The organism is Streptomyces sp. NPDC007875 (genome assembly GCF_042868035.1).
Taxonomy (GTDB): Bacteria; Actinomycetota; Actinomycetes; order Streptomycetales; family Streptomycetaceae; genus Streptomyces; species Streptomyces antimycoticus.
The window spans coordinates 68,996-94,225 of the sequence record NZ_JBIADZ010000027.1; the positions used below are offsets into that span (position 1 = coordinate 68,996).

Here is a 25,230-nt window from a genome sequence, read left to right on the forward strand (position 1 = left end):
TCCAGTACGACGCTCAAGGCTTAGAGCAGTACCGAGATCATGAACCTGGCGGCGCGGTGCCGGGCTCCTGCCGGTGACGGCTTGACCTTCGAGCCGAGTCGAAGGTTTAGCGTCGTCGGTATGACCACCACGCGGATCTCCCAGCTCGCCGAGCGCGCGGGTGTCCCAGCGACCACACTGCGGTTCTACGAGGGAGCCGGGCTCCTGCCCGCCGACCGGACCCCGGCCGGGTACCGGGTGTACGGCGAGGACGCGGTGGAGCCACCCGCCGCACGGCCGGTCGATGTCGAGCTCGCGCCCAGCCACCGGACGGCAGAGGAACAAACCGAGCGGTGGAGCGGCGCCACAGTGGCCTGCCCACTGAGCGGCCAGGGGATGGCCGAGCGCACGAGCGCCTGGCATGCGGTCCCCGGCGGCGCCCTCCGGGCAGCGATCCCGGACGGACTGCGGCTGACCCTGCCCGCCGAACGGGCCGCTGCCACCGCCGAGCTGGCCGCCGCCGAACACCGGTGCTGCCCGTTCTTCGATGGCCGCCTTCACCTCGACGGCCCTCACCTGCACCTGGACGTCCGAACTTCTGCCTACGGGACCGGCCTGCTCACCGAGGCATTCGGTGCGGTCACCTGAACCAGCCCTGCGCGACTCCCCCTTCCCCACGCTCTCTCGCTTCTCAGAAAGATCCCTCACTGTGCTCGTCGCCCGCTCCGTAGCCTTGTTCGTCGTCGCTGCCCTGTTCGAGATCGGAGGCGCCTGGCTGGTCTGGCAGGGCGTGCGCGAGCACAAGGGCTGGATCTGGATTGGCGCCGGCGTGATCGCGCTGGGCCTGTACGGTGTGGTCGCGACCTTCCAGAGCGACGACAACTTCGGCCGTATCCTGGCCGCCTACGGTGGCATCTTCGTTGCCGGATCGATCGCCTGGGGCATGGTGGCCGACGGCTATCGCCCTGACCGCTTCGACGTCATCGGCGCACTGATCTGCCTCGCCGGAATGGCGGTCATCATGTACGGCCCGCGCGGTAACTGACCCACCGCCGTCGTCCACCTCGCCAGACTGGTGGCCCGCCACATGGCCGCCAACCAACGGGGCCGCATTCTGATCACTTGGGCGAAAGCGGCCCCAACGGGGACGTCAGGGCCCGATCAGGCCGAAACCGCATGGTGACCTGTACGGGCACGGGGGGGGCGGTGCTCACCCACTGTGCGGCAGTGAGCCTCGTCACGGCCGTCCCCTGCTGCCTGGCAGCAGGGGACGGCACCCCCGCGCCAGGCCGGCAGGCAGGCCACGACGGTGTGCGGGCGTCGCGCACGAGAACGACCCCGGGATCGGCCGGACCCGCGGCCCGTCTACGCGGCGACGCTCCCCCGCGCGAACACCTTCGCCGTCTCGGTCACCCGGCGCCCCAGGTGTCCGGCCGTGGCCACATCGGCCTTGTGCACGGCTTCCGGGCCCTCGTCGCTGTTGGTCTGGGCGGCCGCGCCCGTGAAGACGCCGAGGCGGTTGAGGTCGTTCTCGGAACCCGTGCTGCTGTTCCAGCCAGGGTGCAGGCCGAGGTTGATCCAGTGCATGCCGTGCTGGCCGGCGAGGATCTGGAAGAACTGCAGCGTGTGCAGCTTGTCGCCACTCTTCGAGGCGGAGTTGGTGAAGCCGGCCGCCAGCTTGTCCTTCCAGGCCAGCTGGAACCAGCGCTTGGAGGACGCCTCGGCGAACACGTGGAAGGCGCCGGACGCGGTGCCCATGTACGTAGGCGAACCGAAGACGATCGCGTCGGAGCGGTCCAGCGTCTCCCACTGCTCGTCGGTGATCTCGTCCACCTTGATCAGGTGCACCTCGGCGCCGGCCTCGGCGGCACCGGCACGGACGGCCTCGGCGATCACGGCGGTGTGGCCGTAGCCGGAGTGGTACGCGATGGACACGACAGGGATGGTCACGGTGAATTACTCCTCTGGGGGCACTCGCATAGCCCGAACGGGCAGCTCGAAAGCAGTGACCACAGGAAAGCACTAACTTTCAGTTAGCGCAACCTGATGGCTAGCGCTGCGTTCGCGTACGCCTATGTCATGAGCGGCACGCCCGAGGAGCAGGAGCAGATCGACCTGTCATCCACTGTGCGGAGGGTTCGATGAACGACATCCTGGCGGCCCGCGAGGAGTACGACGCCCGGCAGCCGTCGTGAGTCTTCAGCCGCGGAACACGCGGAACGCCCTCGCGTCCTTCGTGGCGCCCCTCTCGCCGAGCGGCGCCTGAACGCTCACCCCGGCGCAGCCACGTCGGCTCCAACGCTGAGGACGCGTCCTGGACGAAGCGCCGTCTGCCGCAGATACGCACGCAGGATCTCTCTGAACTCCCGCTGGTTCTCCGCGGTTGCGGTCTCAGCCAGCGCTGCCAGGGCGGTGGTGATCCTGGCCGGCATGACCTCAACCTCCGCAGCCGAAGTCATCACCGACGAAGGACCTTCCAGATCGATGACCCTCAGTGCCCGGAGCAGGTGTTGGGGTGTTGGTGGCGATCACGGTGCGCCTCGAGGACAGGGCCGCATTCCTCAGAATCAACGCCCAGCTGATGCCGGAGCGGGCCGTCGGCCATCGCAAGCCCGCCAGCGACCACCGTGAGCCCTTCAGCGACCGTCTGAGCCTGCTCGATGAGGGCCAGATAGGCAGCCCGCCTGGTCTGCCGGGCCGCTTCCCGCCGCTGGGCAACGGTGGACGCCTCGACCTGAATCCGCGCGGCATGCGCATTACCCCTGCTGGTCAGCCAGCTCGCCAGCGAACTGGCCACAATAGCCGTGACACCGGTAAGTCCGGCGACAGACAACGAGTTGTCGGGCAGGCCCATGAGTATCTCCCGTCGCCGCACCACAAGCCACGTCACCTGGAATTCCACGACATGCCCTGGTCCAGCGGCGGTTGGAGGTGGCTGATCGGTGGTGCTCGACCCACCGACGGCACCCCTGGATCGCGGACCGCACGGTCCAGACGCGCCCACGACGCATGAGCGATGAAAGCCGCAATGTCCACCCCCCGGGAGAGATCGCGCCCGAGTCCGGGATCTACGAGTGCGACGGTGGCCAGTCGCACGACTACGGACGGCCGGGGCTGCTTGTCGCCGGAGCGGGGTCGGGCGGCCCTCGGTGCCGCTGAGCGATGACCAGAGATTACTTAAGTAGCTACTTGACTTTACGTCGCGACGAGTTTCACTTAAGAACATGCTTAACCATGAAGAGCGACTGGACCTGGTCTTCCGGGCTCTGGGGGACCGGACTCGACGTGCGCTGGTCGAGCGGCTGGTTCGCGGGCCCGCCTCGGTGAGCGAGCTCGCCGCGCCGCTGACCATGTCGCTCGCCGCGGTCGTCCAGCACCTTCAGGTGCTGGAAACCGCCGGGATCGTCCGGTCGGAGAAGGTCGGCCGGGTCCGCACCTGCCGGATCGAATCGGAGGCCCTGCGGCCCGGCGAAAGCTGGCTCGGGCGACAGCGCACCACCTGGGAGACCAGACTCGACCACCTCGGCGACTTCCTTGCCGACCCCGGCCCATCAGAAGGGACCACGTCATGACCGTCACGCACACCACGTTGGGCCTGGAACGCAGCTACGCCGCGGAACCGGCGCGCGTGTTCGCCGCCTGGGCCGATCCGGCCGCGAAGGCCCGCTGGTTCGGGTCCGGCGGCACTCACGAACTCGACTTCCGTGCTGGTGGGCGGGAATTGACCCGGGGCCGGACGCCGGACGGCAAGGATCTGGCGTTCGCCTCGGTGTACCACGACATCGTCCCGGATCAGCGGATCGTCTACTCCTCGACGCTGACTGCCGACGACACCCTTGCCACGGTGTCGACGACCACGGTGGAACTCACCGCCGAGGGCGAGGGCACCCGGCTCACCCTGACCGAGCAGGCAACCTTCCTCGACGGCAGGGAGGAACCGAGCTGGCGGGAGCACGGCACCAGCGACTGGCTGGCCAGACTGGGCGAAGAACTCCAGGCGTGAGGTGCCCGCCATGAGCAACGAAGACGTTGCCGCGCACCTGGAGGGCTGATTCTCGATCGGGTCGGGGCGACGGGCATCGCCACTCCGCGGTCAGCCGGTGTGTGTGAGCAGGTCCTGCGACAGGGTCCACAGGCGTCGTGCGTTGTCCGGGTCAACGGCGTACCGGGCGACGCCGTGCAGCGTGCCGGAGCGGCGGTCGACGACCTCGGTCTCGTTGCAGTCGACGAAGTAGCGGCCGCCGACGCCGTCGAGGAGGGGCGAGGTGGCGAGGAGCACGGAGGTCGCGGCGCCCTGCTCGACGCTCTTGATCAGGTGGGCGGGGACCCTGCCGCTGCCCCGGCCACCGGTGTGCCGCTGCAGGCTGGTGTAAATGGCCCCGGGCATCAGGGCGTTGGCTGTGATGTTGTCGTCGGCCCAGCGCCGGGTGGCCTCCACGGCGAAGAGGACATTGGCCGTCTTGGACTGACCGTAGGCCAGCCATGGATCGTAGGGGCGGAAGGCGAAGTTGACGTCGTCCCACACGATGGGTGACTGCTGGTGGCCGGTGGAACTCACCACGACGACGCGGGCGTTGCCATCGGCGGCCAGCGCGTCGTGCAGTCCGGTGGCGAGGGCGAAGTGGCCCAGGTGATTGGTGGCGAACTGCCACTCCCAGCCCTGTTCGGTGTACCGCTCGGGGCAGGCCATGACACCCGCGTTGTTCACGAGCACGTGCAGCGGGCCCTGCCAGGCGGCGGTGAAAGCGATGACCGACGCGGGATCGGCCAGGTCGAGGTGCGCGACACGCACCTCCTGGTTGCCGGTCGAGGCGGTGATGTCCTTGGCGACGCGTTCGCCCGCCGCCACGTCCCGGACGGCGAGGGTGACTGCCGCACCCGTGATCGCCAGGGCGCGGGCCGTCTCAGCCCCGAGGCCGGAGGAGGCCCCGGTGACGACCGCACGGCGACCGGTGAGGTCGATCCCTTCCGTGACCTCTGCGGCCGTGCTGGAGAAACCGAACGGGGTGGTGATGGCACTCATGAGTGAACTCCTTGCCGTGTGTGCTGAAGCGTGCGTGACGGCGTTCAGGGAATGAGCATCCGGTCCTGTTCCACCGGAGGCGTGCCGTCGTGCCAGGCCAGGGCCTGGCCGAAGCGGACCAACTCGCCGTAGAGGGCGGGATCGACGTGCTCGGCGAAGATCAGGTCGAGCACGGCTCCGGCAGCCTGGGCCGGGGACTGGGCCTGGCTGTAGTCGCGGAACCAGGGGCGCGAGGTGGCGGTGTCGACCATGCCGGGGCACACGGAGGCGATCAGGGTGCCGGTGGCGAGGTCGTGTGCGCGGCGTTCGGCGGCGACCGCGCGGACGGCGGCGACCTGGGCGACCTTCGAGGGCACGTTCAGCCAGATGGGCCAGCCCGCCTCCGCGGCGGTCCTCGTGTGGATGGCGCTGCGCCAGGACTCTACGGCGTACACCACCTGTTCGAGACTCGCGCCGTCGAACAGGTGGTGCAGCCGCGGATCGAGGTGGCCCAGGGTGCCCAGACTGCTGGCCACGACGAGCAGGCGGCCGCCCGGGCGCAGGACGGGGGTGAAGGACCGCAGGATCGCGTGGGTGGCGGTATTGGAGACGTCGATGAACTCGTCAGCCCGCTCGGCCTGTGATTCCTCGGGCAGCAGACGGGCGACCGCGTTGGAGACGACCACGTCGACCCCGCCGTACCGTGCCCGGAGGTCCTCGGCGAGGCGAGCGATGGCGTCGGTGTCCGTGACGTCCAGAACCCGGCCCTCGACGCGGGCGCGGGTACCGGGCAGCTGGGTGACCTCGCGGGCGGCGTCCGCCACCCGCCGGTGGCTGCGGCCGGTGAGCAGGACCAGGTCGTCCGGGGTCATGCGGGCCGCCAGTCCTTCGGCGAGGGCGCGGCCGAGTCCTTGATTGGCGCCCGTGACGAGGGCGATGCGGGAAGCGTTCATGGATGCCACGCTAAAAACGCCGCGACCATGAGTCCAACGAAACTTCGGCACGGCTAGTATGCGTGAATGTCATGGACTTCACGGATGTGTCGCTGACCGCGCTGCGGGTCTTCCGCGCCGTGGCAGAACAGGGAACCTTCACTGCGGCCGCCGCGTCGCTGGGCTACACCCAGTCGGCGGTGTCCCGCCAGATCGCCGCGATCGAACGGGCCGCCGGCGCGGAGCTGCTGGAGCGGCGGCGCGACGGGGTACGGCTCACCGCCGCCGGGCGCATCGTCATGCGCCGCGCGACGACCGTGCTCGACGAGATCGACGCGACCGCCCGGGAACTGTCCGGGCTGCCCGGGCAGTCCGGGACGGTCCGGCTGGGCTGGTTCCCCAGCGCCGGAGCCGTCCTGGTGCCCCGAGCCCTGGCCGCGCTGCGCGGCACCGACCCCGGCCTTGACGTCATCGGCCGGGAAAGCGGCACCCCGGCGCTGGTGCGCGCCCTGCGGGCCGGCAGTCTCGACCTGGCCCTGCTCGCGTCGGCGCCGCCGTTCCGGCCGCCCGACGCCGAGTCACCCCCGCTCGCGCTGCAGACGCTCACCGAGCGCGCGCTGTGTCTGGCCGTGCCCGCCACCCACCCCCTCGCCCGCGGCGACTTCGTCGACGTGGCCGACCTGCGCGGACAGCGCTGGATCGCCGGTTCCTCCTCGGGCGAGGACCGGCTCATGGGCGTGTGGCCGGGGCTGGACGAGCGGCCCGAGATCGCCCACACCGTCCGCGACTGGCTCGCCAAGCTCCACCTCGTCGCCACCGGCTGCGGGCTGACCACCGTGCCGGCCGCCCTCGCCTCCGCCGCGCCACCGGGTGTCCGCATCCTCCCTGTCCGCGGCGGACCCCAGGAACAGCGGCGCCTGCTCCTGGCCCGTCTCCCCCATCCGCCGGCCGAGCCGGTCACGCGCGTGGCGGCCGCCCTCCGTGCCGCGGCCCTCGACGCCGACCCACCCGCCCCGCCCTCGCCGCCCTCGTGACGACAGAGCCGGGCAGGTACGGCGCGGCCGACACCGGTGCCGCGCCGCAGGTGGGGACCGACGGGTCAGACCCCTGACGTTTCGATCAGCTCCAGGAGGTTGCCTTCCGGATCGGCGATGTAGGCGTAACGCATCCCTTCGGTTACGCCCGGTGCGGGGGACGACACAGGGGCGGCGCCGCATTCCACGGTCAGGCGCCTGAACGCGGCGTCCAGATCCGGGACGTGCAGAGCGAGGTGGGTGAAGGTCTGCAGGGCGGTGGCGGCGAAGGGGTCGGCGTGCGAGACAGGGCTCGAACCTGGCCGTTCGACGAATTCCACGCGCAGGCCCGTCGCATCACTCAGGACGGCGGTGCGGACACCCGCCTCGGGCATCTCCAGGCGCTCCTCCACCTGAGTGAGCCCGAGGGCATCGCCGTACCAGGCTTCCTGAGCGGAGAGGTCGGCGACCGAGAGGCTGATGTGGTGGAAACGAACGGCGGTCGTGGCAACTCCCATGGTTAACCCCTTTCACCTGGTAAATAGTGTTAACCTTAGCGCCATGAGCCCTCCCGTCAAGCGGCGTCCCACCGGCCACCATCACGGAGACCTGCGCAACGCCCTGCTGCGAGCAGCCCTCGACCTGGTCAGCGAACGAGGCCCGCACGGCTTCACCCTGGCGGAGGCCAGCCGCCGGGCGGGAGTGAGCGTCGCGGCGCCGTACAAGCACTTCGCCGACCGGGAGACGCTGCTGGCCGAGCTCGCCACGAAGGGATACCGCGAGCAACGGGACCGTTTCGCCGTTGCCGTGGGCGGCAGCGACGACCCCGTGGAGCAACTGGCCTCTTTCGCGTCCGCCTACGTCCGCTTCGCCGCCGAGGAGCCGGCCCTCTTCGACATCACCTTCAACGCGGGCCTCGACAAGTCCAGATTCGCCGAGCTCGCCTCGGCCGGCGACGAAGTGGCCGGCCTCCTGCTGCCCGTGGCCCGCGAGGTGGCCCCGGACCCGGGGCACGCGTTCGACCTGCTGCTCCGCATCGCCGGGGCCGCACACGGACTCGCCGTATTCCGCCGCCAGGGGCTGTTCGGAGTGGGAAGTGGAGCCCTCCCCGACACGGAGGAGAAGGCCGCCCGCACGGCCCGGGACATCGCGCGACGGCACGACGTCTGACCTCGACGCATGGGCCCTGGCCCACCGTGCGCCGGCCGGCATGCTCACGGCCGTGATCACGACACACGAGCCCGCGAGATTGATCGCGGAGATTGATCAAGGAAGCACACCAACGGGGGCGTGGTACCAAGCGCCCGTCAGGCGCCGAAGCGACGGCGCGCGTCCTCGATGTGACCGAGGTAGGTGTGGGTCCAGCCGCACATTCCATCGACCGTCGCACGCAGAGCCTGGCCCGGCTCGGTGAGGGTGTACTCGACCCGGGGCGGCAGGTGGGGTGCACCTTCCGCTCGACCAGGCCGTTGCGCTCCAGCATGCGCAGGTTCTGGGTCAGCATCTTATGGCTGACGCCCTGGACGTCATTCCGCAACGCACTGAAGCGCAGGGTGCGCTCACCGAGCGCTTCGATGATCAGGAACGCCCATTTGTTGGCGACGTCCGAGAAGATCTCCCGCGCCAGAGAGTCCGCGCGCCTCAGGTCCGCGTCCTCGGGCAGGCCCTTGAGCAGCTGCTTGGTCACCATCAGGTTCCCCAGTCACCGAAAAGTGCGTTCTTCCAGGTCGACCGCCACTCTCCTACAGTTCCCCAGTAACTACAAGAGAGCTAGACGGAAAGGGCGAGCACCATTGGCCACCATCGATGTCTTCAACCACAACGTGCCGGCCGAGAGCGACTTCGGCTACTCGCAGGCGATCAAGTCCGGCGATCTCATCCACGTCTCCGGACAGCTCTCGCTCGACGAGACGGGCGAGTTCGTCTCCGCGGACGACTTCACCGCCCAGCTCGAGCAGACCTACGTCAACATGGACAAGGTCCTGCACCACTACGGCGTCACCCGCAACCAGGTCATCTCGCAGACCCTGTACGTGGTGAACCTGCGACAGCATGCCACCTCGACCGCGGAAGGCAACCTCGCGTACTTCGGCGACCACCGCCCAGCCAGCACGGTCCTCGGCGTCACCGAACTGACCCTCCCCGGCCAGGTCATCGAGATCAGCTTCATCGTCGACACGAAGCTGCCCGCCTGAGCTTGTCCGCAACGCACGGCCCGGCATGACCGGCCTCCGGGAGTCACCCGGGCAGCCGCCGCTTCCGCATCGAGGCGGCGGCCGCCGTGGCGGGAGCGAGTGGCCCGGGCCACGTCACCTCGAAGACAAGCAACTCGCTCAGTTGCCCATCCCGGGGCCGGAGCCCGTCCGGCGTTCACGCCGACTTCCGCCCGGGGACCGCCGGGTCGCGTATGAGCGTGCGTATGAGGTCCGCCACCAGCGCGGCGGCGTGCGAGAGCGGCTGCACCTCGCAGGTGCACAGGGACATCGCGGTATACCGCCGGGAGTCGGCGAACCGGTAGATGCGTACTGCCGTGCGCCCGGGTGAACGCGGCCAGCGCCCCGATCTGATAGAGCACGTCGGTGCGCACCTCGTCGGGTGTAAGGTCCATCGCCCGGCGCCCGAAGCCCACCAGGTCGGGAAAGCTCGGGTGTGCGCCGACGCGGACGCCGCGCTCCACGCAGGCACGCACGGTCGCGTCCATGACCCGCGGGTCGCCCGCGTGAAATCCACACGCGACGTTCGCGGAGGTCAGCGGTTTCAGCAGTTCGGCGTCATTGCCCATGGTGTGGGCCCCGAGACTCTCCCCGAGATCGGCGACGAGGTCGACGGCAGCCCAGGACGGCCTCCTCCCCGTACTCCACAGGAGGGACCCGCACCACTCGCCGTCCTGACCACCGAGACGGCGCACAACACTTTCACCAGGCTGCCGGTCCGCACCGGAGAGAACGTCGCCGCCGTCTTCACGTCCTACCCCGACGAACGTGCGTGTCGCCGGCACCTTGCCGAGGTGCGGGCCAACCCCTCGGCCGGGAGATTCTGGCGGGCATCGGCAGAGAACAGACAGCGGCCCCCCGGACACTGAGACTGGCACCCACAGGCCGCTCGCTCCTCTCCTGACCCCTTGGAAGTCATCTTGCTGCTGCCCGTACGGGATCGGCTCGACGCGCCGCGAGTCGCACTGACACAGATCGTCAACTGATTGATTCTCCCGGGACTGGTCGCCGTCCTGGTCGTGCGTAGGGTTTCAAGCAGGCGGCAGTGCGGCATTCGCGCACTCGATCCGCTGCCGCGCCGAGCGTTCAGGCGCATCCACGAGAGAAGGAAGCACACCTTATGCGCGCCCTTGTGGTCGATCACAGCGAGGCCGGACCCGTCCGGTTCGCCGATGTCGATGAGCCCGTACCGTCCACCGGTGAGGCGTTGGTGGAGATACGGCACATCGGTCTCAATTTCGGCGAGCTGAGGTATGCGCACCAGTGGCCGACCGGCGCTGTGCACGGTCATGACGCGGCCGGCGTCGTGGTGCGCGCCGCATCCGACGGCTCGGGGCCGCCCGAAGGTGCGCGCGTCGCGCTGGGAATGGCTCCCTACGCATGGGCGGAGCGGGTGGCGGTCGGCCCTGCCTGGCTCGGCACCGTTCCCGGGGGTGTGGATCTGGCCGACGCCGCCGCGCTGGGGGTCGCCGGGGTCACCGCGCTCCGGGTGCTGCGCAAGCGTTCCCTGCTGGCACGCAACGTCCTGGTCACCGGTGCCAGCGGGGGCGTGGGGCACTTCGCCGTCCAGCTGGCCGCGCTGGCGGGCGCCCGGGTGACGGCACTCGTCGGATCGCCGGACCGGGCCGCCGGACTCCGCGAGCTCGGGGCCGACGAGGTCCTGACCGACCTGGCCGAAACCGAGGACCGGTTCGACCTCGTCATGGACACGGTCGGCGGGCCGCTGTCAGCCCGAGCGTGGAGTTCCCTCGCCGAGGGCGGCACCATCCACCTGGTCGGCTTCACCTCGGGCCAGGACACCACGTTTCCCTCAGGGACCTTGTTCGGCTTCGGTGAACCCCGCACCATCGCCACTTACGGCGACATGACGCCGCCCGGCGAGGAGCTGACGGATCTGCTGGGCCTGGTGGCCGCCGGGAGTCTTGCGGCGCCGGTCGGACTGCGAGGCGGCTGGAAGGACGTGGACAACGCCATCCAGGCGCTGTTCGCCCGGAAGGTGCACGGAAAGATCGTTCTTGACGTGGTGTGAGCCCTGGGCGAGAAACACATGCGACGTCGTCCGCCGGCGGCCGCGGATCGCGGCAGTGGATGAGAATGGAGCCATGGACGTACTCGCGGAGGCCTTGCGTGTTTCGGGTGCACGTGGGGCGCTCGGGGTTGTGCTGAAGGCCGGAGGAACCTGGGGCCAGTGGCTGGACTCCTATCCGGGAGCGGCACTGCACGTGGTGTCCCGTGGCACGATGTGGCTCCACGTCACCGGCGAGAAACCCCTGGAGGTACAGGCCGGAGGAGCCGTCCTGCTGTCGCCGGGCACCGCACACGGGATAGCCGGCGGCTCCAGCGTGACGATGGGCACCTGCGACCCGAAGGCGGCGGTCCAGGCCATCGCCGATGGCAACGCCCTCCAACTGGGTTCGGCACCGGCGCAGACGGAAGTGATCGTCCTGCACTATGAGCAGGACCCGGAGGTGAGCACACCGGTGCTCACCTCCCTCGCCCGGCCGATGCACGTCGCAGCCCGGGAGAACGCACAGCTCAAAAGGACCGTCGAACTCCTCACGGCGGAACTCGCGCAGCCGCAGATCGGCACCACCGCCGCCGTCAACAGCATCGTCGACCTGCTGCTCGTCCAGTTCGTACGCGCCTGGCTGGACCGCCACCCGCAGGAGCAGTCCGGCTCATGGCTGGGCGCCATGCGTGATCCGGTCGTGCGCGACGCCCTGGCATGTGTTCACGCCCGACCGGAACACCCCTGGACCACGGAGACCCTGGCCATCGCGACGAGCGTCTCCCGGGCGACACTGTCCAGGCACTTCCGGTCCGCCCTCGGACAGACGCCGGGCGCGTACGTGACGCAGTGGCGCATGGACCTGGCGTCCGTCCGGCTCCGCGATACCGATGAGCCGGTCGAGTCGATATCCGGTGCGGTCGGATACGGCTCTCCGCACACGTTCAGCCGTGCCTTCCGACGTGCCCGGGGCATGGCCCCCGGCGAGTACCGTTCTCGACTTCGCAAGTGATCGCAGGCAGGTGCACAGGGCCTGGAAGACCTTGGACCGCTCCACCGAACTCCTGGTGTCAGTACCACAGCAGGGCCGCGACGCCGTCCGTGCAGCGGATGTGCGGCCATATGCTCGCGCAGCAATCCCACCGCCTTGGGGTCCCCGGCAACCAGCACCACGGCGGCCTCGACCACGGCCGAACTGGCGTGAGGTCAGTTGCGGGGTTCGGTGTGATGCGGCTGCCCGCCAGGGTCTATGCCAGCGCGACGTGGGTGCCGAAGGCCCGGGCGTGGTAGGTGAGCGGGGCATCCTTGGCGGCTTGGGTCGCCAGGACGTTGCCCAGGGCGATCACGTGGTCTCCTCCCTCCACCACATCCGCCACCTCGCAGGCCAGCCAGCCGGGGGCGGCGGATAGCCGGGGGACGTCCCAATCCACCTCCCAGGGCACGCCGGTGAACCTTCCGGCGCCCCCCTTGCGCGCAAAGGCCAGCGCCAGCGCGGATTGCCCGTGCCCCAGGACATTGACTCCGAACCGCAGCGACGACTTGATCAACGCCAAGAGTTCCGAACGACGGTCGAGGGCGATCAGAACCATGGGCGGTCGCATCGACAACGACGCGAAAGCGCTGACCGTGGTGCCGTGCGGCCGTCCTCCGTCCATCGCGGTGACGACGGTCACCGGCGTGGCCACACCGGCCATCGCCTCACGGAAGGAAGACATCAGCAGCGCATTCTCGGATTCGGCCATCGCAGCTCCCTGGATGGAAAATGGCAGTCTGGCACAGAGGTGCTGGGCGATAGGTTCTGTCCGCCGGCAGACAGGGACCTTCGGTGTTCCGCTGGTCCTACAGCTGAAGGATCAGCTTTCCGGTGTTGGCTCCGGTGAACAGGCCGCGAAGCAGGCCCGGAAAGTCCCTGAGGCCGCCTTCCACGACGTGCTCGGCCGAGGTCAAATTGCCTTCCGCAAGCCACTGGGCGAGTTGTCGGGTCGCCTCGGGGTAGCGGTCCTCGTAGTCGAATACGACCATGCCGGTCATCGATGCCCGGTTCACGAGCAGCGACATGTAGTTCGCCGGGCCTTTCGGGCGCTGGTCGTTGTATTGGGACATCGCGCCGCTGATGACGACGCGTGCCCCGCGCGCAAGCCTGGTCAGCACCGCGTCCAGGATCGGGCCGCCGACGTTGTCGAAGTACACATCCACGCCGCCGGGGGCGTACTCGCGCAAGGCCTTCCGCACGTCGTCACTCTTGTAGTCGATGGCCGCGTCGAAGCCGATCGCTTCGACCAGGGTCCGGCATTTCTCGGGGCCACCCGCGATACCGATGGCGCGGCAGCCGGTGATCTTGGCGATCTGACCCACCATGCTGCCGACGGCGCCTCCCGCGCCTGAGACCACAACGGTGTCACCCCGCTGTATACGGGCGACGTCGAAGAGGCCGAAGTAGGCGGTGAGGCCGGTGATGCCGAGCGCACTGAGGTATGTCGTCTTCGGTGCGATCGAGGTGTCGATCTTGTGGAGGCCCGTGCCGTCGGACAGCGCGTATTCCTGAACGCCGAAGGCTCCGTAGAGCTCGTCGCCGACCGCGTGGTCGGGATGCCGGGACGCGATGACCGTGCCGATCCCGCCGGCCCTCATGACGGCGCCGAGGTCCACGGGGGGTACGTAGGAGGCGCCCGGGTTCATCCAGCTCCGCATCGCCGGGTCGATGGAGATGAGATCGACCTTGACGACGACCTGCCCCTCGCCCGGTGCGGGTATCTCAGCGGTGGTGAGGGTGAAGTCGGAGTCCTTCACATCGCCTTCGGGACGTGCGGCGAGCACCAGCTGGTGATTGATGTCCATGGTTTCCCTTTTCCGTTGCGTGTCGCCTGCCCGGCGCGCGGCAGCGCCACAGCACACGCAAGCCTCCGGTGCCCGCGCCTACGGCCACGGGCTCGGCGTCATGCGCCGCTCGGTGATGGTCTGTCATGTCCGCCGACCGCATGATGCCCCCTTCGACTTGACTGCTGCGGCACGGGGCGAAAGTATAACGACTGAACTAGTAAAGCAAATGAACTACTTACCCAAAGCACCTGTGCCGAGGAGAGGTCTCCCATGCCCCACACGCTTCACGAGGCGGACGCGAATCAGAAAAGCCTCAGGGAGGCGGCGGATCGCATCCGTCTCCAGGCGCAGGCCGCGGCCGCCGACAGCGAACGGGAGCGCCGGCTGAGCCCGGAGCTGATCGATGCGCTCCGTGACTCCGGGCTGATGCGCTGCGGAGCTCCCGAGGTTCTCGGAGCCGCGCAGGCCCCACCCGCCGTCTCACTCGAATGCGCCGAGACGATCGCGCGCGGCGACGCCGCCACCGGCTGGTGCGTCTCGATCGCTCTCACCAGCAGCCTGCTCGCGGCGTACCTTCCGGAGAAGGGCGCCGCCGAGACTTTCGGTGACCCGCGCACGATCGCGGCGGGCGTATGGGCGCCCCGGGCCAAGGCCCGCCCGGTCGAGGGGGGCGTGGTCGTCTCCGGCCGCTGGTCGTTCTGCAGCGGGATCACCCACGCGGACTACTTCTTCGGCGGCTGCGTCCTGGACGACGGCCGTGGCGACAAGGACGGTGCGCCGACGCTCCGCGCGGTCGGGATCCCGGCCGAACAGCTGCGGATACTCGACACCTGGCACACATCCGGCCTTCGCGCGACGGGCAGCCATGACGCCGTGGCCGAGGAGGTGTTCGTTCCCGCGCACCGCGTACTGGCCCTGGACGAGGGTCCGCTGATCGACGCTCCGCTGTACCGCTTTCCGATCTACGGGTACTTCGCGCTGTCCATCGCCGCGGCCGCGCTGGGCAACGCACGCGGGGCGATCGATGACCTCATGGACCTCGCGGGCCACAAGGTGGCCACCGGCTCGCGGCGAACCCTGGCGGAGAAGGCGACCACGCAGGCCGCCGTGGGGCAGGCGGAGGCCGCCTTGCGCGCCGCACGCGCCTTCTTCTACTCCGCCATCGACGACGCCTGGCAGGCGGCGTGCACCACCGGCACAGTGGCGCTCGACCTCCGCACCGGGTTGCGTCTGGCAGCGGCCCACGCCGCTCGCACGTCGGCGGAGGTCGTCCGCGCCATGTACGACCTCGGCGGCGGATCGGCGGTCTACGACAGCTCGCCGCTCCAGCGTCGCTTCCGGGACGCGACCACCGCCACCGCCCACCTCCAGGTGAGCCCGGCCACGTGGGAGACGACCGGCCGCATCCTGCTCGGCCTCCCGACGAACGTGGCACAGCTGTGAGGCGGCGATCGCTCGGCGTGGTACTTCCGTACTGGCTGGACCGGCCCGACCTGGAAGCCCTCGGGATCGCTCACCAGGCGAGTGCCTGCGGCTTCGAGCGGCTGTGGCTCGGCGAGATGGCCACCTTCGACGTGTTCGCCCTCGCCACCGCCGTCGCCAACAGCACCTCGATCCCCCGGCTGACGGTCGGCCCCCTCGCCGTCGGCGTGCGCTCCCCCGTCGCCATCGCCATGGGGGCCGCCAGCGTCGCAACGCTGACGGGCACACATGTGGATGTGGCACTGGGAGCGTCCAGCCCGCACATCGTCTCCGACTGGCACGACCGCAGCTGGAGCGGCAACCCGCAGCGCACCAGGGAATCGGTCACGGTGCTGCGTGAACTCCTCGGTGGAAGGCGGGCCGCCTTTTCCGGACGGCACATCCGCACACGGGGCTTCCGGCTGCGCCAGCCGCAGCCGGACTCCACGATCAGCGTCGCGGCGTTCGGGCCCCGCATGACGCGCGTCGCGGCGGAGACCGCGGACGAGGTCGTGCTGAACCTGGTGCCGCCGGAACACATCGCCCAGATCCGCGCGTCGATCGACACCCTCTCCGAAGCCCGCGGGCTGCCCGCACCACGGCTCGCGGTATGGGTCACCTGTTCCGTCGAGCCGCACCCGGCCACCCACCACCAGCTCGCCTCGCAGCTCGCCGTCTACCTCCGCCCACCGGGATACGGCGAGATGTTCACCGAACTGGGCTTCGGCAGCCTCGTCCGCAAGGCGCGTTCCGCCGCCGACCGCCATACGCTCGTCCCAGAGATTCCCCCCGAGCTTCCGGCGGCCGTCGGCGCGATCGGCTCAGGACCTGAAGTACTGCGACGTATCGAGAGCTACTTCGACGCCGGCGCCGACCACATCGGGCTGGTACCCACGACGGCGGACGACTGCGACGGCGCTCGGACCTTGGCTTTCATCAGGGACCACGCCCCGGACCTCGTCTCGGGGCCGATCGGGGCGAAGCGGCCGGCCTGCGACGACGGGATACGATCACTCGGTGACGGACACCCCTGAGGCGCAGCCCCCGGATTCGCGCGGCGACGACTCGGTCACGCGGACCCTGAACCTGGTCGGCGAGCGATGGACGATGCTGATCCTCCGCGAAGCGTTCTTCGGTGTGCACCGTTACGGACAATTCGCTCAGAACCTGGGCATTCCGCGCCCCACTCTGTCGAACCGGCTCGGCAAGCTCGTGGACGTCGGCCTGCTGATCCGGGAGCGTTACGCGGGCGGTCCGATCCGCAGCGACTACGAATACCGCCTCACCCAGGCCGGCCTCGATCTCTTCCCGGCGATCCAGATCTTGATGGAATGGGGCAATACCTATCTCCCGGACGAACCGGCGGGCAGCGGATCCAAGGTGGCCTGGACGCACGACGTGTGCGGATCGCCCACACATCCGAGGCTGACCTGCGACCAATGCGGGGAACCGGTCACCGCGCACAATGTGCACCTCACGGGCGATACACCATGAGGTGACCTCTCCAGCCGGAGTGCGTACATCAGGCGTCGCTGCTGCCGAGGTGCCGGGCTGCGAGCGCGGTGACCTGCGCAGCCAGGTCCGCCAAGGAGGAATCGCGCAGCGCGGCGACGTGTGCCAACCGGGCCACGTCGTTCGCCCAGGCACCCGTGGCCCGATCACCCTCGCCGATCCGGGCGAACCCGCGGTCCAGCAGGCCAGAAGCTCTACTCGCGCCTTCGCGGCACCGAGGAGGCCCAGCACGTCTGGCAGGTCTCCGAAGAGCTCACGAAGGTTCCCTTGCCCTGGCGGACTTGGAAGACAAGGACGAACGGCACCGCAAGGGAAGGCAGGAGGCGCAGCGGCGTCGCCGCGCCGAGGAGGAACTTCGGCAGCGGAAGGAGCGAGAGGGGCGGCATCGCGCCCTCACGGAGGAACTGCGGCACCGGCGCGCCGGCTGGCTCCCGGGCACACGCCCGGGACCCGCCCGGCTGATCTCACACGGTGCGGCTCACCGCTGAGGGCCCGCCCTGAGCCGCGCGGCGACCAAGCGGGTGTTCAGTACCATTCCTGATACGACATGCCATTGCAGGAGAAGGTGCGCAGCCCGTATTCGAGGCTGTCGTCGAGACACCGTCCGGTCGCCTCGTTCCTCAGCGACAGCGTGTTGTTGTTGTGGCGGATGACATACCAGCTCTGGTAGGGCGTGGCGTTGCAGGGGAATGTGCGCAGCCCGTACTGGTTGCTGTCGTCGAGACACTTGCCGACGAACATGTTTTTCAGCTCGCGCGTGCCGTCCGCCCACGCGTGGACATTCCACTGCTGGGCCGGGTGACCGTCGCAGTTCGAGGAGGTGTACCCATATTCCAGGCACTTTGAGGTCGCATGGTTCGTGAACGTGTTGATCGCGTCTGCCTTCGCTGAGGAAGCGTTGGCCACACCGATGCCGAGGACTCCCGTCACAAGTACGGCGGTCAGTCCGGCCACGCGGCTGCGGCGTCCGGATCGTAATGCAAGCATGACCGTTCCCTTCTCCGGGGCCGAACCCTGGCGACCCCCTGGACATCCCGGCGACCTGCACGACCACCGGCCCTGGCCTTCACGATGGCCAGACCGGCCCGGGACGGGTCCCGGTGAGCTGTACGACCACCGGGCCTGGCCCTCATGAAGGTCCGGCCGGCCCGAACCGCTTGCGCCGACCGGCTCGGTGGTCGGCATCGATCTGGGGATCGCCAACTCCCTCACCGACTCGGTCGACCGACCGGGTGTTGACCACCTTCGCCATGTCGCTTAGCTTAACCCAACCACATTCCATCTGACGGAACGGAGGTGTTGTTCAATGGAACGAATTCATCAGGGGCGCACGGTGGACCGCGGCCGTCCCACCCGACGCGGCGTCCTGCGGACCGGTGGTCTGCTGCTCGGGGCCCTCAGCGCTCCGGCGCTCCTGAGCGCGTGCGGCACGAACGCCGCCGCGGACGGGGCCGGCAACGTCCTGCGGGTTTCCCAGCCCGGCGACCCCAAGACGCTGGACCCGCAGAAGCAGGGCGACATGGTGTCCATGAACGTTCTGATCAACATGTTCGACACGCTCACCACACGGGGCCGCGACAACCAGTTGCACCCCAGGCTCGCCCTCTCCTGGAAGGCCACCGACGCGCGCACCTGGCGCTTCGCGCTCCGCCCCGGGGTGACCTTCCACAACGGTGAGGCGTGCGACGCGCGGGCCGTCGCGTTCAGCATCGAGCGGCTGCTCGACCCCGCCACCAAGTCACCGATCGTCGAACTGCGCTACGTCAAGGGCGTCACCGTGGTCGACCGGCTCACCGTGGATGTGCACACCACCGTGCACGACCCGATCCTGCCCGCCAAGCTCTCCCTGTTCGGCGGAGTGATCCTGCCGCCCCGCCACCTCTCGGAGGCGGGCGACGCCGCGTTCGCCGAACACCCCGTCGGCACCGGCCCCTTCACGTTCGTCAGCTGGCGGCGCGACCACGAACTGCGCATGCGGGCCTACGCCGACCACTGGAACGGACGGCCGAGCGTCGACGGCCTCGTCTTCAGCCCCGCGCCCAACGCCTCGTCCTCCCTCGCCGCCCTCCAGAGCGGAGGCGTCGACCTCGTCGCCGGACTCACCCCGGACGCCGCTCAGCAGCTCGACGGCTACTCCGGTGTCACGCTGGACGGCTACACGGGGATCCGCACGTCCTATCTGTCCCTGAACACCCTGGAACGGGGCCCGCTCCAGGACCGTCGCGTGCGCCAGGCGCTCAACCACGCGATCGATGTCCCCCTGCTGATCAAGGCCGTGCTCGGCGGCAAGGCCACCGAGACACCCGCCCTCGTGCCGCGCGGCGCCTTCGGCTTCGACCCCACGGTGAAGCCCTTCACCCGCTCCCTGGAGACCGCGCGCACCCTCCTCGCCGAGGCCGGCCACCCGCACGGCTTCGCCACGACACTCACCGCCTCCAACGTCGACTCCAATGTCGCCGAGGCCCTGTCGGGACTGCTGGCCAGAGCAGGGGTGCGAGCCCGGGTCAACCTGCTCGACCCCGGTACGTACGCCGCCCGGCTCACCTCCGACAACCGGGGAGCACTCGGCCCGATCTACCTGGCGGCGAGCACCGTCTGGACGATGGACGGCCAGAGCATCGTCCAGTCCAACGTACGCAGCGACCGGCGCCAGAGCCGCTGGCACTCCAAGGAAGCCGACCGCCTCATCGACATCGAAGAGCTGTCCGAGAGCCCCACGAAGCGCAAACAGGCCTTCTCGGACCTGCAACGGCTGATGCGCCAGGAAGCACCCTTCGTCTTCCTCTACCAGCTCGACAACATCTTCGCTCGCAACGACCGCCCCCGCTGGACGCCGGGATCCGCAGGTGTCCTCGCCATGGAGAGCGCGGAGGTCTCCTGATGAGCGCCCTCACCCTCGACAAGCCACCCGCCCCGGCGGACACCCCGACGCGCCACCGGGACACGGCACGGCTGCTGCGCACCGTCATCAGGCGCCTGGGCACCGCGCTGTTCGTCCTGCTGTGCACGGCGACCGTCTCGTTCTTCCTCGTACGGCTCTCCGGCGACCCCGTGAAGATCCTGCTGCCGCCCGACGCCACGGCCCACCAGGAGAGCGTGCTCCGCGCGTCCCTCGGACTCGACCGGCCACTGTTCACGCAATACCTCGACTACCTCTGGGGACTGCCCCGCCTGGACCTCGGCGACTCCCTGGTCTACGGCCAGCCCGTCAGCGAAATCCTGGCCGACCGGCTGCCCGCCACGATCGAGCTGGCCGCCGCCGCCCTGGCGGTGACCCTCGTCATCGCCATCCCGGCGGGCATCTTCGCCGCGATGCGCCGCGGCCGCCGCTCCGACCACACCGTGATGACCGGTGTCCTGCTCGGCCAGTCCACCCCGCCGTTCTGGGTCGGCATCCTCCTCATCCTGGTCTTCGCCGTCTGGCTGCACGCCCTGCCCGCCTCCGGATACGGCACCTTCGCCAACCTGGTGCTGCCGGCGGTCACCCTCGCCGTCTACTCCGTGGCCGTCGTCGCGCGGCTGCTGCGCTCCTCGCTGATCGACGTGCTGTCCTCCGACCACATCCGCAGTTCCCGCGCCAAGGGCTTCGGGCCGCTGAAGGTGGTGCTCCGGCACGGGCTGCGCAACGCCTCACTGCCGGTGGTGACCGTCATCGGTCTCGAAGTCGGCAACCTGCTCGGCGGGGCGATCCTCACCGAACGGGTCTTCTCCTGGCCCGGAGTCGGACAGCTGACCGTCGAGGCGATCTCCAATCGCGACTTCCCGCTCGTCCAGGCCACCGTCCTGTTCTTCGCCGCCACCTTCGTCGTGGTGAACCTGCTCGTCGACCTCTCCTACAGCTTCCTCGACCCGAGGGTGAGGACGTCACGATGACCCTCATGTCACCTGCCGCGACCGGCCATGCCCCGGCGGCGGCACCGGCCGGCGGCTCCCGGTCCGTCGTCCTGCGCGCGCTGCTGCGCAACAAGCTCGCCGTCCTGGCGCTCGCGGTACTCGCCGTACTGCTGATCGCCGCCCTGTTCGCACCGCTCGTCGCCCCCTACGACCCCAACGCGCAGAACCTCCTCCTGCGGCTGCGGCCCCCCGCCTGGCAGGACGGCGGCAGCGGCGCCCACCTCCTCGGCACCGACCAGCTGGGCCGCGACATGCTCTCGCGCGTCATCTACGGCGCCCGGGTCTCCCTGCTCGTCGGCGCGGGGGCCGCCCTGCTCGCCGGTGTCATCGGCACCGTCGTGGGACTGGCCTCCGGCTACTTCGGCGGCTGGGCGGACCGGGTGCTCATGCGGCTCGCCGATGTCCAGCTCGCCTTCCCCTCGCTGCTCCTGGCCCTCGCCATCGTCGGCTTCCTCGGCTCGGGTCTGTGGTACGTGATCCTGGTGCTCGGCTTCACCGGCTGGGTCTCCTACGCCCGCGTCGTGCGGTCCGAGGTGATGTCGCTGCGCACGCGCGACTTCATCACCGAGGCCCGGGCGATCGGCGTCACCGACGTCACCATCATGCGCCGCCACCTGCTGCCCAACGTGATGGCGCCGCTGGCCACGATCGGGACCCTGCACGTCGCCGCCGCGATCGTGGCCGAGGCTTCCCTGAGCTATCTGGGCCTGGGCGTGCCCAAGGAGACGGTCACCTGGGGCGCCATGCTCTCCGACGGCCAGCTCTATCTGGGCACCTCCTGGTGGGTCGCCGTATTCCCCGGCATCACGCTGATGCTGACTTCTCTCGCCATCAACATCACCGGCGACGCCCTGCGGGACGTCGCGGACCCGAAGGCCTACCGCCGATGACCATCGACCGACCGACAACCGACCCGTCCCAGCGGCCGGCGGACGAGCAGCCGCTGCTGGAAATCAACGGCCTCAGCGTCGACTTCAGGCTCGAGACCTCCGTCGTGCACGCCGTCAGGGACGTCTCCCTCCACGTCCGGGCCGGTGAGACCCTCGCCGTCGTCGGAGAGTCGGGCAGCGGGAAGACCGCCACCGCACTGTCCGTTCCGCGCCTGAACCCGAGCCCTCCGTGCGTCTACGCGAGCGGCGAGATCCTCTTCGACGGACGTGACCTGCTGACGCTCTCCGAGAAGGAACTCGGCCGGATCCGGGGCCGCGACATCGCCATGGTGTTCCAGGACCCGATGACCTGCCTCGATCCGCTGCAACGCGTCGGGACGCAGGTGGCCGAGGTGCTCAGACACCACACCGGCATGTCCCGCGCCGCGGCCAGGGACGCCGCGCTGGACGCGCTGGAGGAGGTCGGCATACCCGACCCGGCCCTGCGCTACCGGCAGTACCCGCACGAACTCTCCGGGGGCCTGCGCCAGCGCGTGATGATCGCGACCGCGCTGGTGGGACGGCCCCGCCTGCTCATCGCCGACGAGCCGACCACCGCCCTGGACGTCACCGTGCAGAGCCAGATCCTCGACCTGCTCGTCACCCTCCAGCACAAGCACGGCATGGCGGTCGTGCTGATCACCCACGACCTCGCGGTCGTGGCGGAGACCGCCGACCGTGTCGTGGTCATGAACCAGGGCAAGGTCGTCGAGACCGGCGACGTGCTCGACGTCTTCGACCGTCCGGCCGACGACTACACCCGCAAACTGCTCGCCGCCACCCCGCGATTGGAGGCGGCATGACCACCGAAGCCGCTGCGCCCGCGCCCCCGGGCGGAAAGGTCCTCCTGGAACTCGTCGGACTGCGCAAGGAGTTCGGCACCAGGACGGTGAACGTGGCCGTCGACGACGTCTCGCTCGAGGTCCACGAAGGTGAGACGCTCGCCCTGGTCGGCGAGTCCGGCTGCGGCAAGACCACCCTCACCCGGCTGCTGCTCAAGCTCGTCGAACCCACCGCCGGAAGCGTGCGCTTCGACGGACAGGACCTCGCCGCCCTCTCCCCCGCCGGACTGCGTGCCGTACGCCGCCAGATGCAGGTCGTCCTCCAGGACCCGTACTCCAGCATGAACCCGCGGATGCGCATCACCGACATCGTCGCCGAACCGCTGATCACCCACGATCCCGAGGCACGCGGGCGGCGTGCCCGGGCCCGCACCAGGGAACGGGTCGGGGAACTCCTGGAGGCCGTGGGTCTGGACGCCGGCATCCAGGACCGCTACCCGCACGAGTTCTCCGGCGGCCAGCGCCAACGCGTCTCGATCGCACGGGCCCTGGCGCTCCGGCCCCGCCTGCTCGTGCTCGACGAGCCCACCAGCGCACTGGATGTCTCCGTGCAGGCCACCGTCCTCGACCTGCTGGCGGATCTCCAGAGCCGGCTGGGCCTCACCTATGTGTTCGTCTCGCACAACCTCGCCGTCGTACGGCAAGTGGCCGACCGGGTCGCGGTGATGCGCCGAGGGCGCCTGGTCGAGGTGGGCGAGACGGCCGCGGTACTGCGCACCCCCAAGCACCCCTACACCCGGCAACTGCTCGACGCGGTGCCGGTCCTCGACCCGCGCAGGGGCCGCCGTGCCGCGGACCGCCCGTCCCTGACGAGCGAAGAGAGCCGATGACCGCCCGCGCGCTACAGATGCGAGACGACGAGACCTGCGCCGCCGAGCAGCGCGACATCGTCGACGGCGGCCGTGCCGACGAGCACCCGCGGCTGCTCGGCGCCCGAGAAGGCGATGGCGTCCCGCAGCCTGTCCTCCACCACGGTGCGGAACCGCTCACCGCCCTCGCGCGCCTCGCCGTGCAGGATGAAGAGGCCGGGTGCGAAGAGCTGCTGCACGTTCACCAGCCCCAGAGCGAGGTTGTGCGCGTACTCCTCCACCACCTGCCCGGCGAGCGCGTCCCCGCGGTTCACCAGTGCCTCCAGGGACGTATGGCCCCCGAGCCCCACGGCGCGGGCCCGGGCCCGCAGCCAGCCGGTGGTGGCCACGGTCTTCCAGCAGCCGCGGTTCCCGCAGGTGCACCGCTCGCCGCTGGCCGACACGGTCATATGCGCGCCGCTGCGCCCGCCGGGCGGGGCCATCACCTCGCCGTCGTAGAGGAGCCCCACCCCGAGCACCTCGCCCGTGGAGACCGAGGCGAAGGTGCGCCGTCCACGACCCGCGCCGAACCAGCGGTCGCCGAGCACCTGAAGTCGCGCCCGGTGCTCCACCCGCACGCTCGCCCCGGTGAGCGCGCCGAGCCGCTCCGTGACCGGATAGCCGTGCAGTCCGGGCGCGTCGTTCACTTCCATGATCAGGCCCGTGACGGGGTCCACGAGCCCGGCGGCGGCCACCCCGATCCCCTGGAGTTCATGGCCGGCGAAGACCACCGCCGCCCCGGCCAGCGCCGTGTCGATGTCCGCGGGGGTCGCGGTGGCCGCGTCGTACGACGACTCGGTGCGGTCCAGGATCCGGCCCGCCATGGACAGTACGGCCGCCCTGACCCGACCGGGGACCAGCTCGACGGCCCCCAGCCGCCGCGGCGCCTGGGGAACGGCCGGTTGCGGCGCGGCCTCGGGGACCAGTCGCAACGGAGAACGTTTGTGGGCCATGCGCCGACTCTGCCATGGCCCCGTTTCGGAGAGGTAGCACTGTGAGCCAATCGAGACTGACCGAACTCACCTGGCGAGAGGTGCGCCGGGCCGGCGAGATGGGCATCGCCCTGCTGCCCATCGGTTCGCAGGAGCAGCACGCCTCGCACCTTCCGATGGGCACCGACACCCTCCTGGTCGAGAAGGTGGTGGACCGCGCGCTGGACATGCTCGCCCGGGAGGCCGGGCCCGGCGTGGTGCGGTTGCCGGCGCTGCCCTTCGGGCACAGCCCGCACCACTTGTTCGCTGCGGCCGTCTCGCTCTCCGCGGCGACCTTGGGCGCGGTCCTGGACGACATCCTCGACTCGCTGGTGACCAGCGGATACCGCCGCATCATGGTCGTGAACGGCCATGGCGGCAACGACGAGATCATGCGGCTCGCCGTGAAGCGGTTCGCGCTGCGTTCCCCGGTGACGGTCGCCGCCTGCTCGTACTGGACCCTCACCGCGGGTGAGGACGGAGCGGGGCGGCCGGATGTCACCCCGGGGCATGCCGGATGGTTCGAGACGTCACTCATGCTGGCGGCCCACCCGGACCTGGTGCGGACGCCCGTGCCGGCCCGCGCTCCGGTCGAACCGCCGCCCCTGTTCGACACCCCGCCCTACCCGGGCCTGACCGTGGAACGCCACGGGGAGTGGGAGCGGGTCGGCGGCTCCACGGACGACGCCTGCGATGCCGACGCCGCCCGGGGCGACCGGCTGCTGGAGGACCGGGCACGCGGACTGGCCCGGGCGATCCATGCCTTCGACGCGGCGAGCCGGTCACCCCGATGATGCGAGGAGTAG

27 protein-coding genes and 2 pseudogenes are annotated in these 25,230 nt (G+C 69.8%); 18 read left to right on the forward strand and 11 right to left on the reverse strand.

What is annotated here, in order from left to right:
* Nucleotides 1-120 precede the first annotated feature (120 nt).
* On the forward strand, nt 121-627 hold the full coding sequence (locus ACFYOY_RS38450) for a MerR family transcriptional regulator (RefSeq protein WP_388592269.1): 507 nt from the start codon (nt 121-123) through the stop codon (nt 625-627).
* Nucleotides 628-688: 61 nt separating this feature from the next.
* Nucleotides 689-1,024 (forward strand): YnfA family protein, encoded by a 336-nt coding sequence (locus ACFYOY_RS38455; RefSeq protein ID WP_351902189.1) that lies wholly within the window; start codon nt 689-691, stop codon nt 1,022-1,024.
* A gap of 320 nt (nt 1,025-1,344) precedes the next feature.
* Here the strand turns inward: ACFYOY_RS38455 and ACFYOY_RS38460 are convergent, their stop codons facing one another.
* Both ACFYOY_RS38460 and ACFYOY_RS38465 read right to left on the reverse strand, forming a co-directional pair.
* Nucleotides 1,345-1,929 (reverse strand): flavodoxin family protein, encoded by a 585-nt coding sequence (locus ACFYOY_RS38460; RefSeq protein ID WP_388592271.1) that lies wholly within the window; start codon nt 1,927-1,929, stop codon nt 1,345-1,347.
* Nucleotides 1,930-2,470: 541 nt separating this feature from the next.
* Nucleotides 2,471-2,833, reverse strand: a complete 363-nt coding sequence (locus ACFYOY_RS38465; RefSeq protein ID WP_351902184.1) for a hypothetical protein — start codon at nt 2,831-2,833, stop codon at nt 2,471-2,473.
* 370 nt (nt 2,834-3,203) lie between these two features.
* Between ACFYOY_RS38465 and ACFYOY_RS38470 the strand changes: the two genes are divergently transcribed.
* Both ACFYOY_RS38470 and ACFYOY_RS38475 read left to right on the forward strand, forming a co-directional pair.
* A complete protein-coding gene (locus tag ACFYOY_RS38470) occupies nt 3,204-3,551 on the forward strand; it encodes a metalloregulator ArsR/SmtB family transcription factor (RefSeq protein WP_351902181.1) in 348 nt (115 codons plus the stop codon).
* Nucleotides 3,548-3,982 (forward strand): SRPBCC domain-containing protein, encoded by a 435-nt coding sequence (locus ACFYOY_RS38475; protein WP_351902178.1) that lies wholly within the window; start codon nt 3,548-3,550, stop codon nt 3,980-3,982. Before ACFYOY_RS38470 ends, ACFYOY_RS38475 begins: the two co-directional genes overlap by 4 nt.
* 90 nt (nt 3,983-4,072) lie before the next feature.
* Here ACFYOY_RS38475 and ACFYOY_RS38480 read toward each other — a convergent pair whose 3' ends face one another.
* Together ACFYOY_RS38480 and ACFYOY_RS38485 are read right to left on the reverse strand one after the other, a co-directional pair.
* Nucleotides 4,073-5,002, reverse strand: a complete 930-nt coding sequence (locus tag ACFYOY_RS38480) for an SDR family NAD(P)-dependent oxidoreductase (protein ID WP_351902175.1) — start codon at nt 5,000-5,002, stop codon at nt 4,073-4,075.
* Between the two features lie 44 nt (nt 5,003-5,046).
* Nucleotides 5,047-5,934 carry an SDR family NAD(P)-dependent oxidoreductase gene (locus tag ACFYOY_RS38485; RefSeq protein ID WP_351902172.1) on the reverse strand — a complete coding sequence of 296 codons (888 nt, stop codon included), beginning with the start codon at nt 5,932-5,934 and terminating at the stop codon, nt 5,047-5,049.
* Between the two features lie 71 nt (nt 5,935-6,005).
* Between ACFYOY_RS38485 and ACFYOY_RS38490 the strand changes: the two genes are divergently transcribed.
* Nucleotides 6,006-6,947 carry a LysR family transcriptional regulator gene (locus ACFYOY_RS38490; RefSeq protein ID WP_388592275.1) on the forward strand — a complete coding sequence of 314 codons (942 nt, stop codon included), beginning with the start codon at nt 6,006-6,008 and terminating at the stop codon, nt 6,945-6,947.
* Nucleotides 6,948-7,012: 65 nt separating this feature from the next.
* Here ACFYOY_RS38490 and ACFYOY_RS38495 read toward each other — a convergent pair whose 3' ends face one another.
* Nucleotides 7,013-7,444, reverse strand: coding sequence for a VOC family protein (locus tag ACFYOY_RS38495; protein ID WP_351902166.1), 432 nt, complete (start codon nt 7,442-7,444; stop codon nt 7,013-7,015).
* A gap of 43 nt (nt 7,445-7,487) precedes the next feature.
* On the opposite strand from ACFYOY_RS38495, the gene ACFYOY_RS38500 reads away from it, so the two are divergent.
* A complete protein-coding gene (locus ACFYOY_RS38500; protein WP_388592276.1) occupies nt 7,488-8,096 on the forward strand; it encodes a TetR/AcrR family transcriptional regulator in 609 nt (202 codons plus the stop codon).
* A 137-nt stretch (nt 8,097-8,233) separates the two neighbouring features.
* Here ACFYOY_RS38500 and ACFYOY_RS38505 read toward each other — a convergent pair.
* Nucleotides 8,234-8,616 (reverse strand): annotated as a pseudogene (locus ACFYOY_RS38505) (winged helix-turn-helix transcriptional regulator).
* 103 nt (nt 8,617-8,719) lie between these two features.
* Between ACFYOY_RS38505 and ACFYOY_RS38510 the strand changes: the two are divergent.
* Complete coding sequence (locus tag ACFYOY_RS38510; RefSeq protein ID WP_351902159.1) at nt 8,720-9,121, forward strand: RidA family protein; 402 nt, start codon at nt 8,720-8,722, stop codon at nt 9,119-9,121.
* Nucleotides 9,122-9,450: 329 nt separating this feature from the next.
* Here the strand turns inward: ACFYOY_RS38510 and ACFYOY_RS38515 are convergent.
* A pseudogene (locus ACFYOY_RS38515) lies at nt 9,451-9,708 on the reverse strand (LamB/YcsF family protein); the annotation flags it as partial.
* A gap of 551 nt (nt 9,709-10,259) precedes the next feature.
* Here ACFYOY_RS38515 and ACFYOY_RS38520 point away from each other — a divergent pair.
* Nucleotides 10,260-11,168: a zinc-binding dehydrogenase gene (locus ACFYOY_RS38520; protein ID WP_388592278.1), complete on the forward strand. Its 909-nt coding sequence runs from the start codon at nt 10,260-10,262 to the stop codon at nt 11,166-11,168.
* Between the two features lie 73 nt (nt 11,169-11,241).
* On the forward strand, nt 11,242-12,159 hold the full coding sequence (locus tag ACFYOY_RS38525) for an AraC family transcriptional regulator (protein WP_351902155.1): 918 nt from the start codon (nt 11,242-11,244) through the stop codon (nt 12,157-12,159).
* Between the two features lie 235 nt (nt 12,160-12,394).
* Here ACFYOY_RS38525 and ACFYOY_RS38530 read toward each other — a convergent pair whose 3' ends face one another.
* On the reverse strand, nt 12,395-12,889 hold the full coding sequence (locus ACFYOY_RS38530) for a flavin reductase family protein (RefSeq protein ID WP_351902153.1): 495 nt from the start codon (nt 12,887-12,889) through the stop codon (nt 12,395-12,397).
* A 97-nt stretch (nt 12,890-12,986) separates the two neighbouring features.
* Complete coding sequence (locus ACFYOY_RS38535; protein ID WP_351902151.1) at nt 12,987-13,985, reverse strand: NADP-dependent oxidoreductase; 999 nt, start codon at nt 13,983-13,985, stop codon at nt 12,987-12,989.
* Nucleotides 13,986-14,237: 252 nt separating this feature from the next.
* On the opposite strand from ACFYOY_RS38535, the gene ACFYOY_RS38540 reads away from it, so the two are divergent.
* From ACFYOY_RS38540 to ACFYOY_RS38550, 3 genes are read left to right on the forward strand one after another with little or no spacing between them, the layout of a single operon-like run.
* A complete protein-coding gene (locus tag ACFYOY_RS38540; RefSeq protein WP_351902149.1) occupies nt 14,238-15,410 on the forward strand; it encodes an acyl-CoA dehydrogenase family protein in 1,173 nt (390 codons plus the stop codon).
* Complete coding sequence (locus ACFYOY_RS38545) at nt 15,407-16,462, forward strand: LLM class F420-dependent oxidoreductase (protein ID WP_351902147.1); 1,056 nt, start codon at nt 15,407-15,409, stop codon at nt 16,460-16,462. Before ACFYOY_RS38540 ends, ACFYOY_RS38545 begins: the two co-directional genes overlap by 4 nt.
* Nucleotides 16,446-16,922, forward strand: a complete 477-nt coding sequence (locus tag ACFYOY_RS38550) for a helix-turn-helix domain-containing protein (protein WP_351902145.1) — start codon at nt 16,446-16,448, stop codon at nt 16,920-16,922. The genes ACFYOY_RS38545 and ACFYOY_RS38550 overlap by 17 nt, the downstream gene beginning before the upstream one ends.
* 543 nt (nt 16,923-17,465) lie before the next feature.
* Here the strand turns inward: ACFYOY_RS38550 and ACFYOY_RS38555 are convergent.
* Nucleotides 17,466-17,927: an RICIN domain-containing protein gene (locus tag ACFYOY_RS38555; protein WP_351902143.1), complete on the reverse strand. Its 462-nt coding sequence runs from the start codon at nt 17,925-17,927 to the stop codon at nt 17,466-17,468.
* 319 nt (nt 17,928-18,246) lie between these two features.
* Here ACFYOY_RS38555 and ACFYOY_RS38560 point away from each other — a divergent pair, with 319 nt between their 5' ends.
* From ACFYOY_RS38560 to ACFYOY_RS38580, 5 genes are read left to right on the forward strand one after another with little or no spacing between them, the layout of a single operon-like run.
* Nucleotides 18,247-19,821 carry an ABC transporter substrate-binding protein gene (locus ACFYOY_RS38560; protein WP_351902141.1) on the forward strand — a complete coding sequence of 525 codons (1,575 nt, stop codon included), beginning with the start codon at nt 18,247-18,249 and terminating at the stop codon, nt 19,819-19,821.
* Entirely contained in the window at nt 19,821-20,813 is a 993-nt protein-coding gene (locus tag ACFYOY_RS38565; protein WP_351902140.1) for an ABC transporter permease, read from the forward strand. The genes ACFYOY_RS38560 and ACFYOY_RS38565 overlap by 1 nt, the downstream gene beginning before the upstream one ends.
* Nucleotides 20,810-21,724 carry an ABC transporter permease gene (locus tag ACFYOY_RS38570; protein ID WP_351902138.1) on the forward strand — a complete coding sequence of 305 codons (915 nt, stop codon included), beginning with the start codon at nt 20,810-20,812 and terminating at the stop codon, nt 21,722-21,724. The genes ACFYOY_RS38565 and ACFYOY_RS38570 overlap by 4 nt, the downstream gene beginning before the upstream one ends.
* Nucleotides 21,721-22,566, forward strand: a complete 846-nt coding sequence (locus ACFYOY_RS38575) for an ABC transporter ATP-binding protein (RefSeq protein WP_351902136.1) — start codon at nt 21,721-21,723, stop codon at nt 22,564-22,566. The genes ACFYOY_RS38570 and ACFYOY_RS38575 overlap by 4 nt, the downstream gene beginning before the upstream one ends.
* A complete protein-coding gene (locus tag ACFYOY_RS38580; protein WP_351902134.1) occupies nt 22,563-23,435 on the forward strand; it encodes an ATP-binding cassette domain-containing protein in 873 nt (290 codons plus the stop codon). Before ACFYOY_RS38575 ends, ACFYOY_RS38580 begins: the two co-directional genes overlap by 4 nt.
* A gap of 11 nt (nt 23,436-23,446) precedes the next feature.
* Here the strand turns inward: ACFYOY_RS38580 and ACFYOY_RS38585 are convergent, their stop codons facing one another.
* Nucleotides 23,447-24,385, reverse strand: coding sequence for an ROK family protein (locus tag ACFYOY_RS38585; protein ID WP_351902294.1), 939 nt, complete (start codon nt 24,383-24,385; stop codon nt 23,447-23,449).
* A gap of 62 nt (nt 24,386-24,447) precedes the next feature.
* Between ACFYOY_RS38585 and ACFYOY_RS38590 the strand changes: the two genes are divergently transcribed.
* Nucleotides 24,448-25,218, forward strand: a complete 771-nt coding sequence (locus tag ACFYOY_RS38590; protein ID WP_351902132.1) for a creatininase family protein — start codon at nt 24,448-24,450, stop codon at nt 25,216-25,218.
* Nucleotides 25,219-25,230: the final 12 nt, after the last annotated feature.

Excerpts from the sequence above, each read along its gene's own strand:
- ACFYOY_RS38520 (WP_388592278.1), top strand. The coding sequence starts at position 10,260 with ATGCGCGCCCTTGTGGTCGATCACAGCGAGGCCGGACCCGTCCGGTTC.
- ACFYOY_RS38485 (WP_351902172.1), bottom strand. The coding sequence starts at position 5,934 with ATGAACGCTTCCCGCATCGCCCTCGTCACGGGCGCCAATCAAGGACTC.
- ACFYOY_RS38475 (WP_351902178.1), top strand. The coding sequence starts at position 3,548 with ATGACCGTCACGCACACCACGTTGGGCCTGGAACGCAGCTACGCCGCG.
- ACFYOY_RS38500 (WP_388592276.1), top strand. The coding sequence starts at position 7,488 with ATGAGCCCTCCCGTCAAGCGGCGTCCCACCGGCCACCATCACGGAGAC.
- ACFYOY_RS38480 (WP_351902175.1), bottom strand. The coding sequence starts at position 5,002 with ATGAGTGCCATCACCACCCCGTTCGGTTTCTCCAGCACGGCCGCAGAG.
- ACFYOY_RS38470 (WP_351902181.1), top strand. The coding sequence starts at position 3,204 with ATGCTTAACCATGAAGAGCGACTGGACCTGGTCTTCCGGGCTCTGGGG.
- ACFYOY_RS38450 (WP_388592269.1), top strand. The coding sequence starts at position 121 with ATGACCACCACGCGGATCTCCCAGCTCGCCGAGCGCGCGGGTGTCCCA.
- ACFYOY_RS38490 (WP_388592275.1), top strand. The coding sequence starts at position 6,006 with ATGGACTTCACGGATGTGTCGCTGACCGCGCTGCGGGTCTTCCGCGCC.
- ACFYOY_RS38465 (WP_351902184.1), bottom strand. The coding sequence starts at position 2,833 with ATGGGCCTGCCCGACAACTCGTTGTCTGTCGCCGGACTTACCGGTGTC.
- ACFYOY_RS38540 (WP_351902149.1), top strand. The coding sequence starts at position 14,238 with ATGCCCCACACGCTTCACGAGGCGGACGCGAATCAGAAAAGCCTCAGG.
- ACFYOY_RS38530 (WP_351902153.1), bottom strand. The coding sequence starts at position 12,889 with ATGGCCGAATCCGAGAATGCGCTGCTGATGTCTTCCTTCCGTGAGGCG.
- ACFYOY_RS38495 (WP_351902166.1), bottom strand. The coding sequence starts at position 7,444 with ATGGGAGTTGCCACGACCGCCGTTCGTTTCCACCACATCAGCCTCTCG.
- ACFYOY_RS38525 (WP_351902155.1), top strand. The coding sequence starts at position 11,242 with ATGGACGTACTCGCGGAGGCCTTGCGTGTTTCGGGTGCACGTGGGGCG.
- ACFYOY_RS38560 (WP_351902141.1), top strand. The coding sequence starts at position 18,247 with ATGGAACGAATTCATCAGGGGCGCACGGTGGACCGCGGCCGTCCCACC.
- ACFYOY_RS38575 (WP_351902136.1), top strand. The coding sequence starts at position 21,721 with ATGACCATCGACCGACCGACAACCGACCCGTCCCAGCGGCCGGCGGAC.
- ACFYOY_RS38570 (WP_351902138.1), top strand. The coding sequence starts at position 20,810 with ATGACCCTCATGTCACCTGCCGCGACCGGCCATGCCCCGGCGGCGGCA.
- ACFYOY_RS38565 (WP_351902140.1), top strand. The coding sequence starts at position 19,821 with ATGAGCGCCCTCACCCTCGACAAGCCACCCGCCCCGGCGGACACCCCG.
- ACFYOY_RS38535 (WP_351902151.1), bottom strand. The coding sequence starts at position 13,985 with ATGGACATCAATCACCAGCTGGTGCTCGCCGCACGTCCCGAAGGCGAT.
- ACFYOY_RS38580 (WP_351902134.1), top strand. The coding sequence starts at position 22,563 with ATGACCACCGAAGCCGCTGCGCCCGCGCCCCCGGGCGGAAAGGTCCTC.
- ACFYOY_RS38555 (WP_351902143.1), bottom strand. The coding sequence starts at position 17,927 with ATGCTTGCATTACGATCCGGACGCCGCAGCCGCGTGGCCGGACTGACC.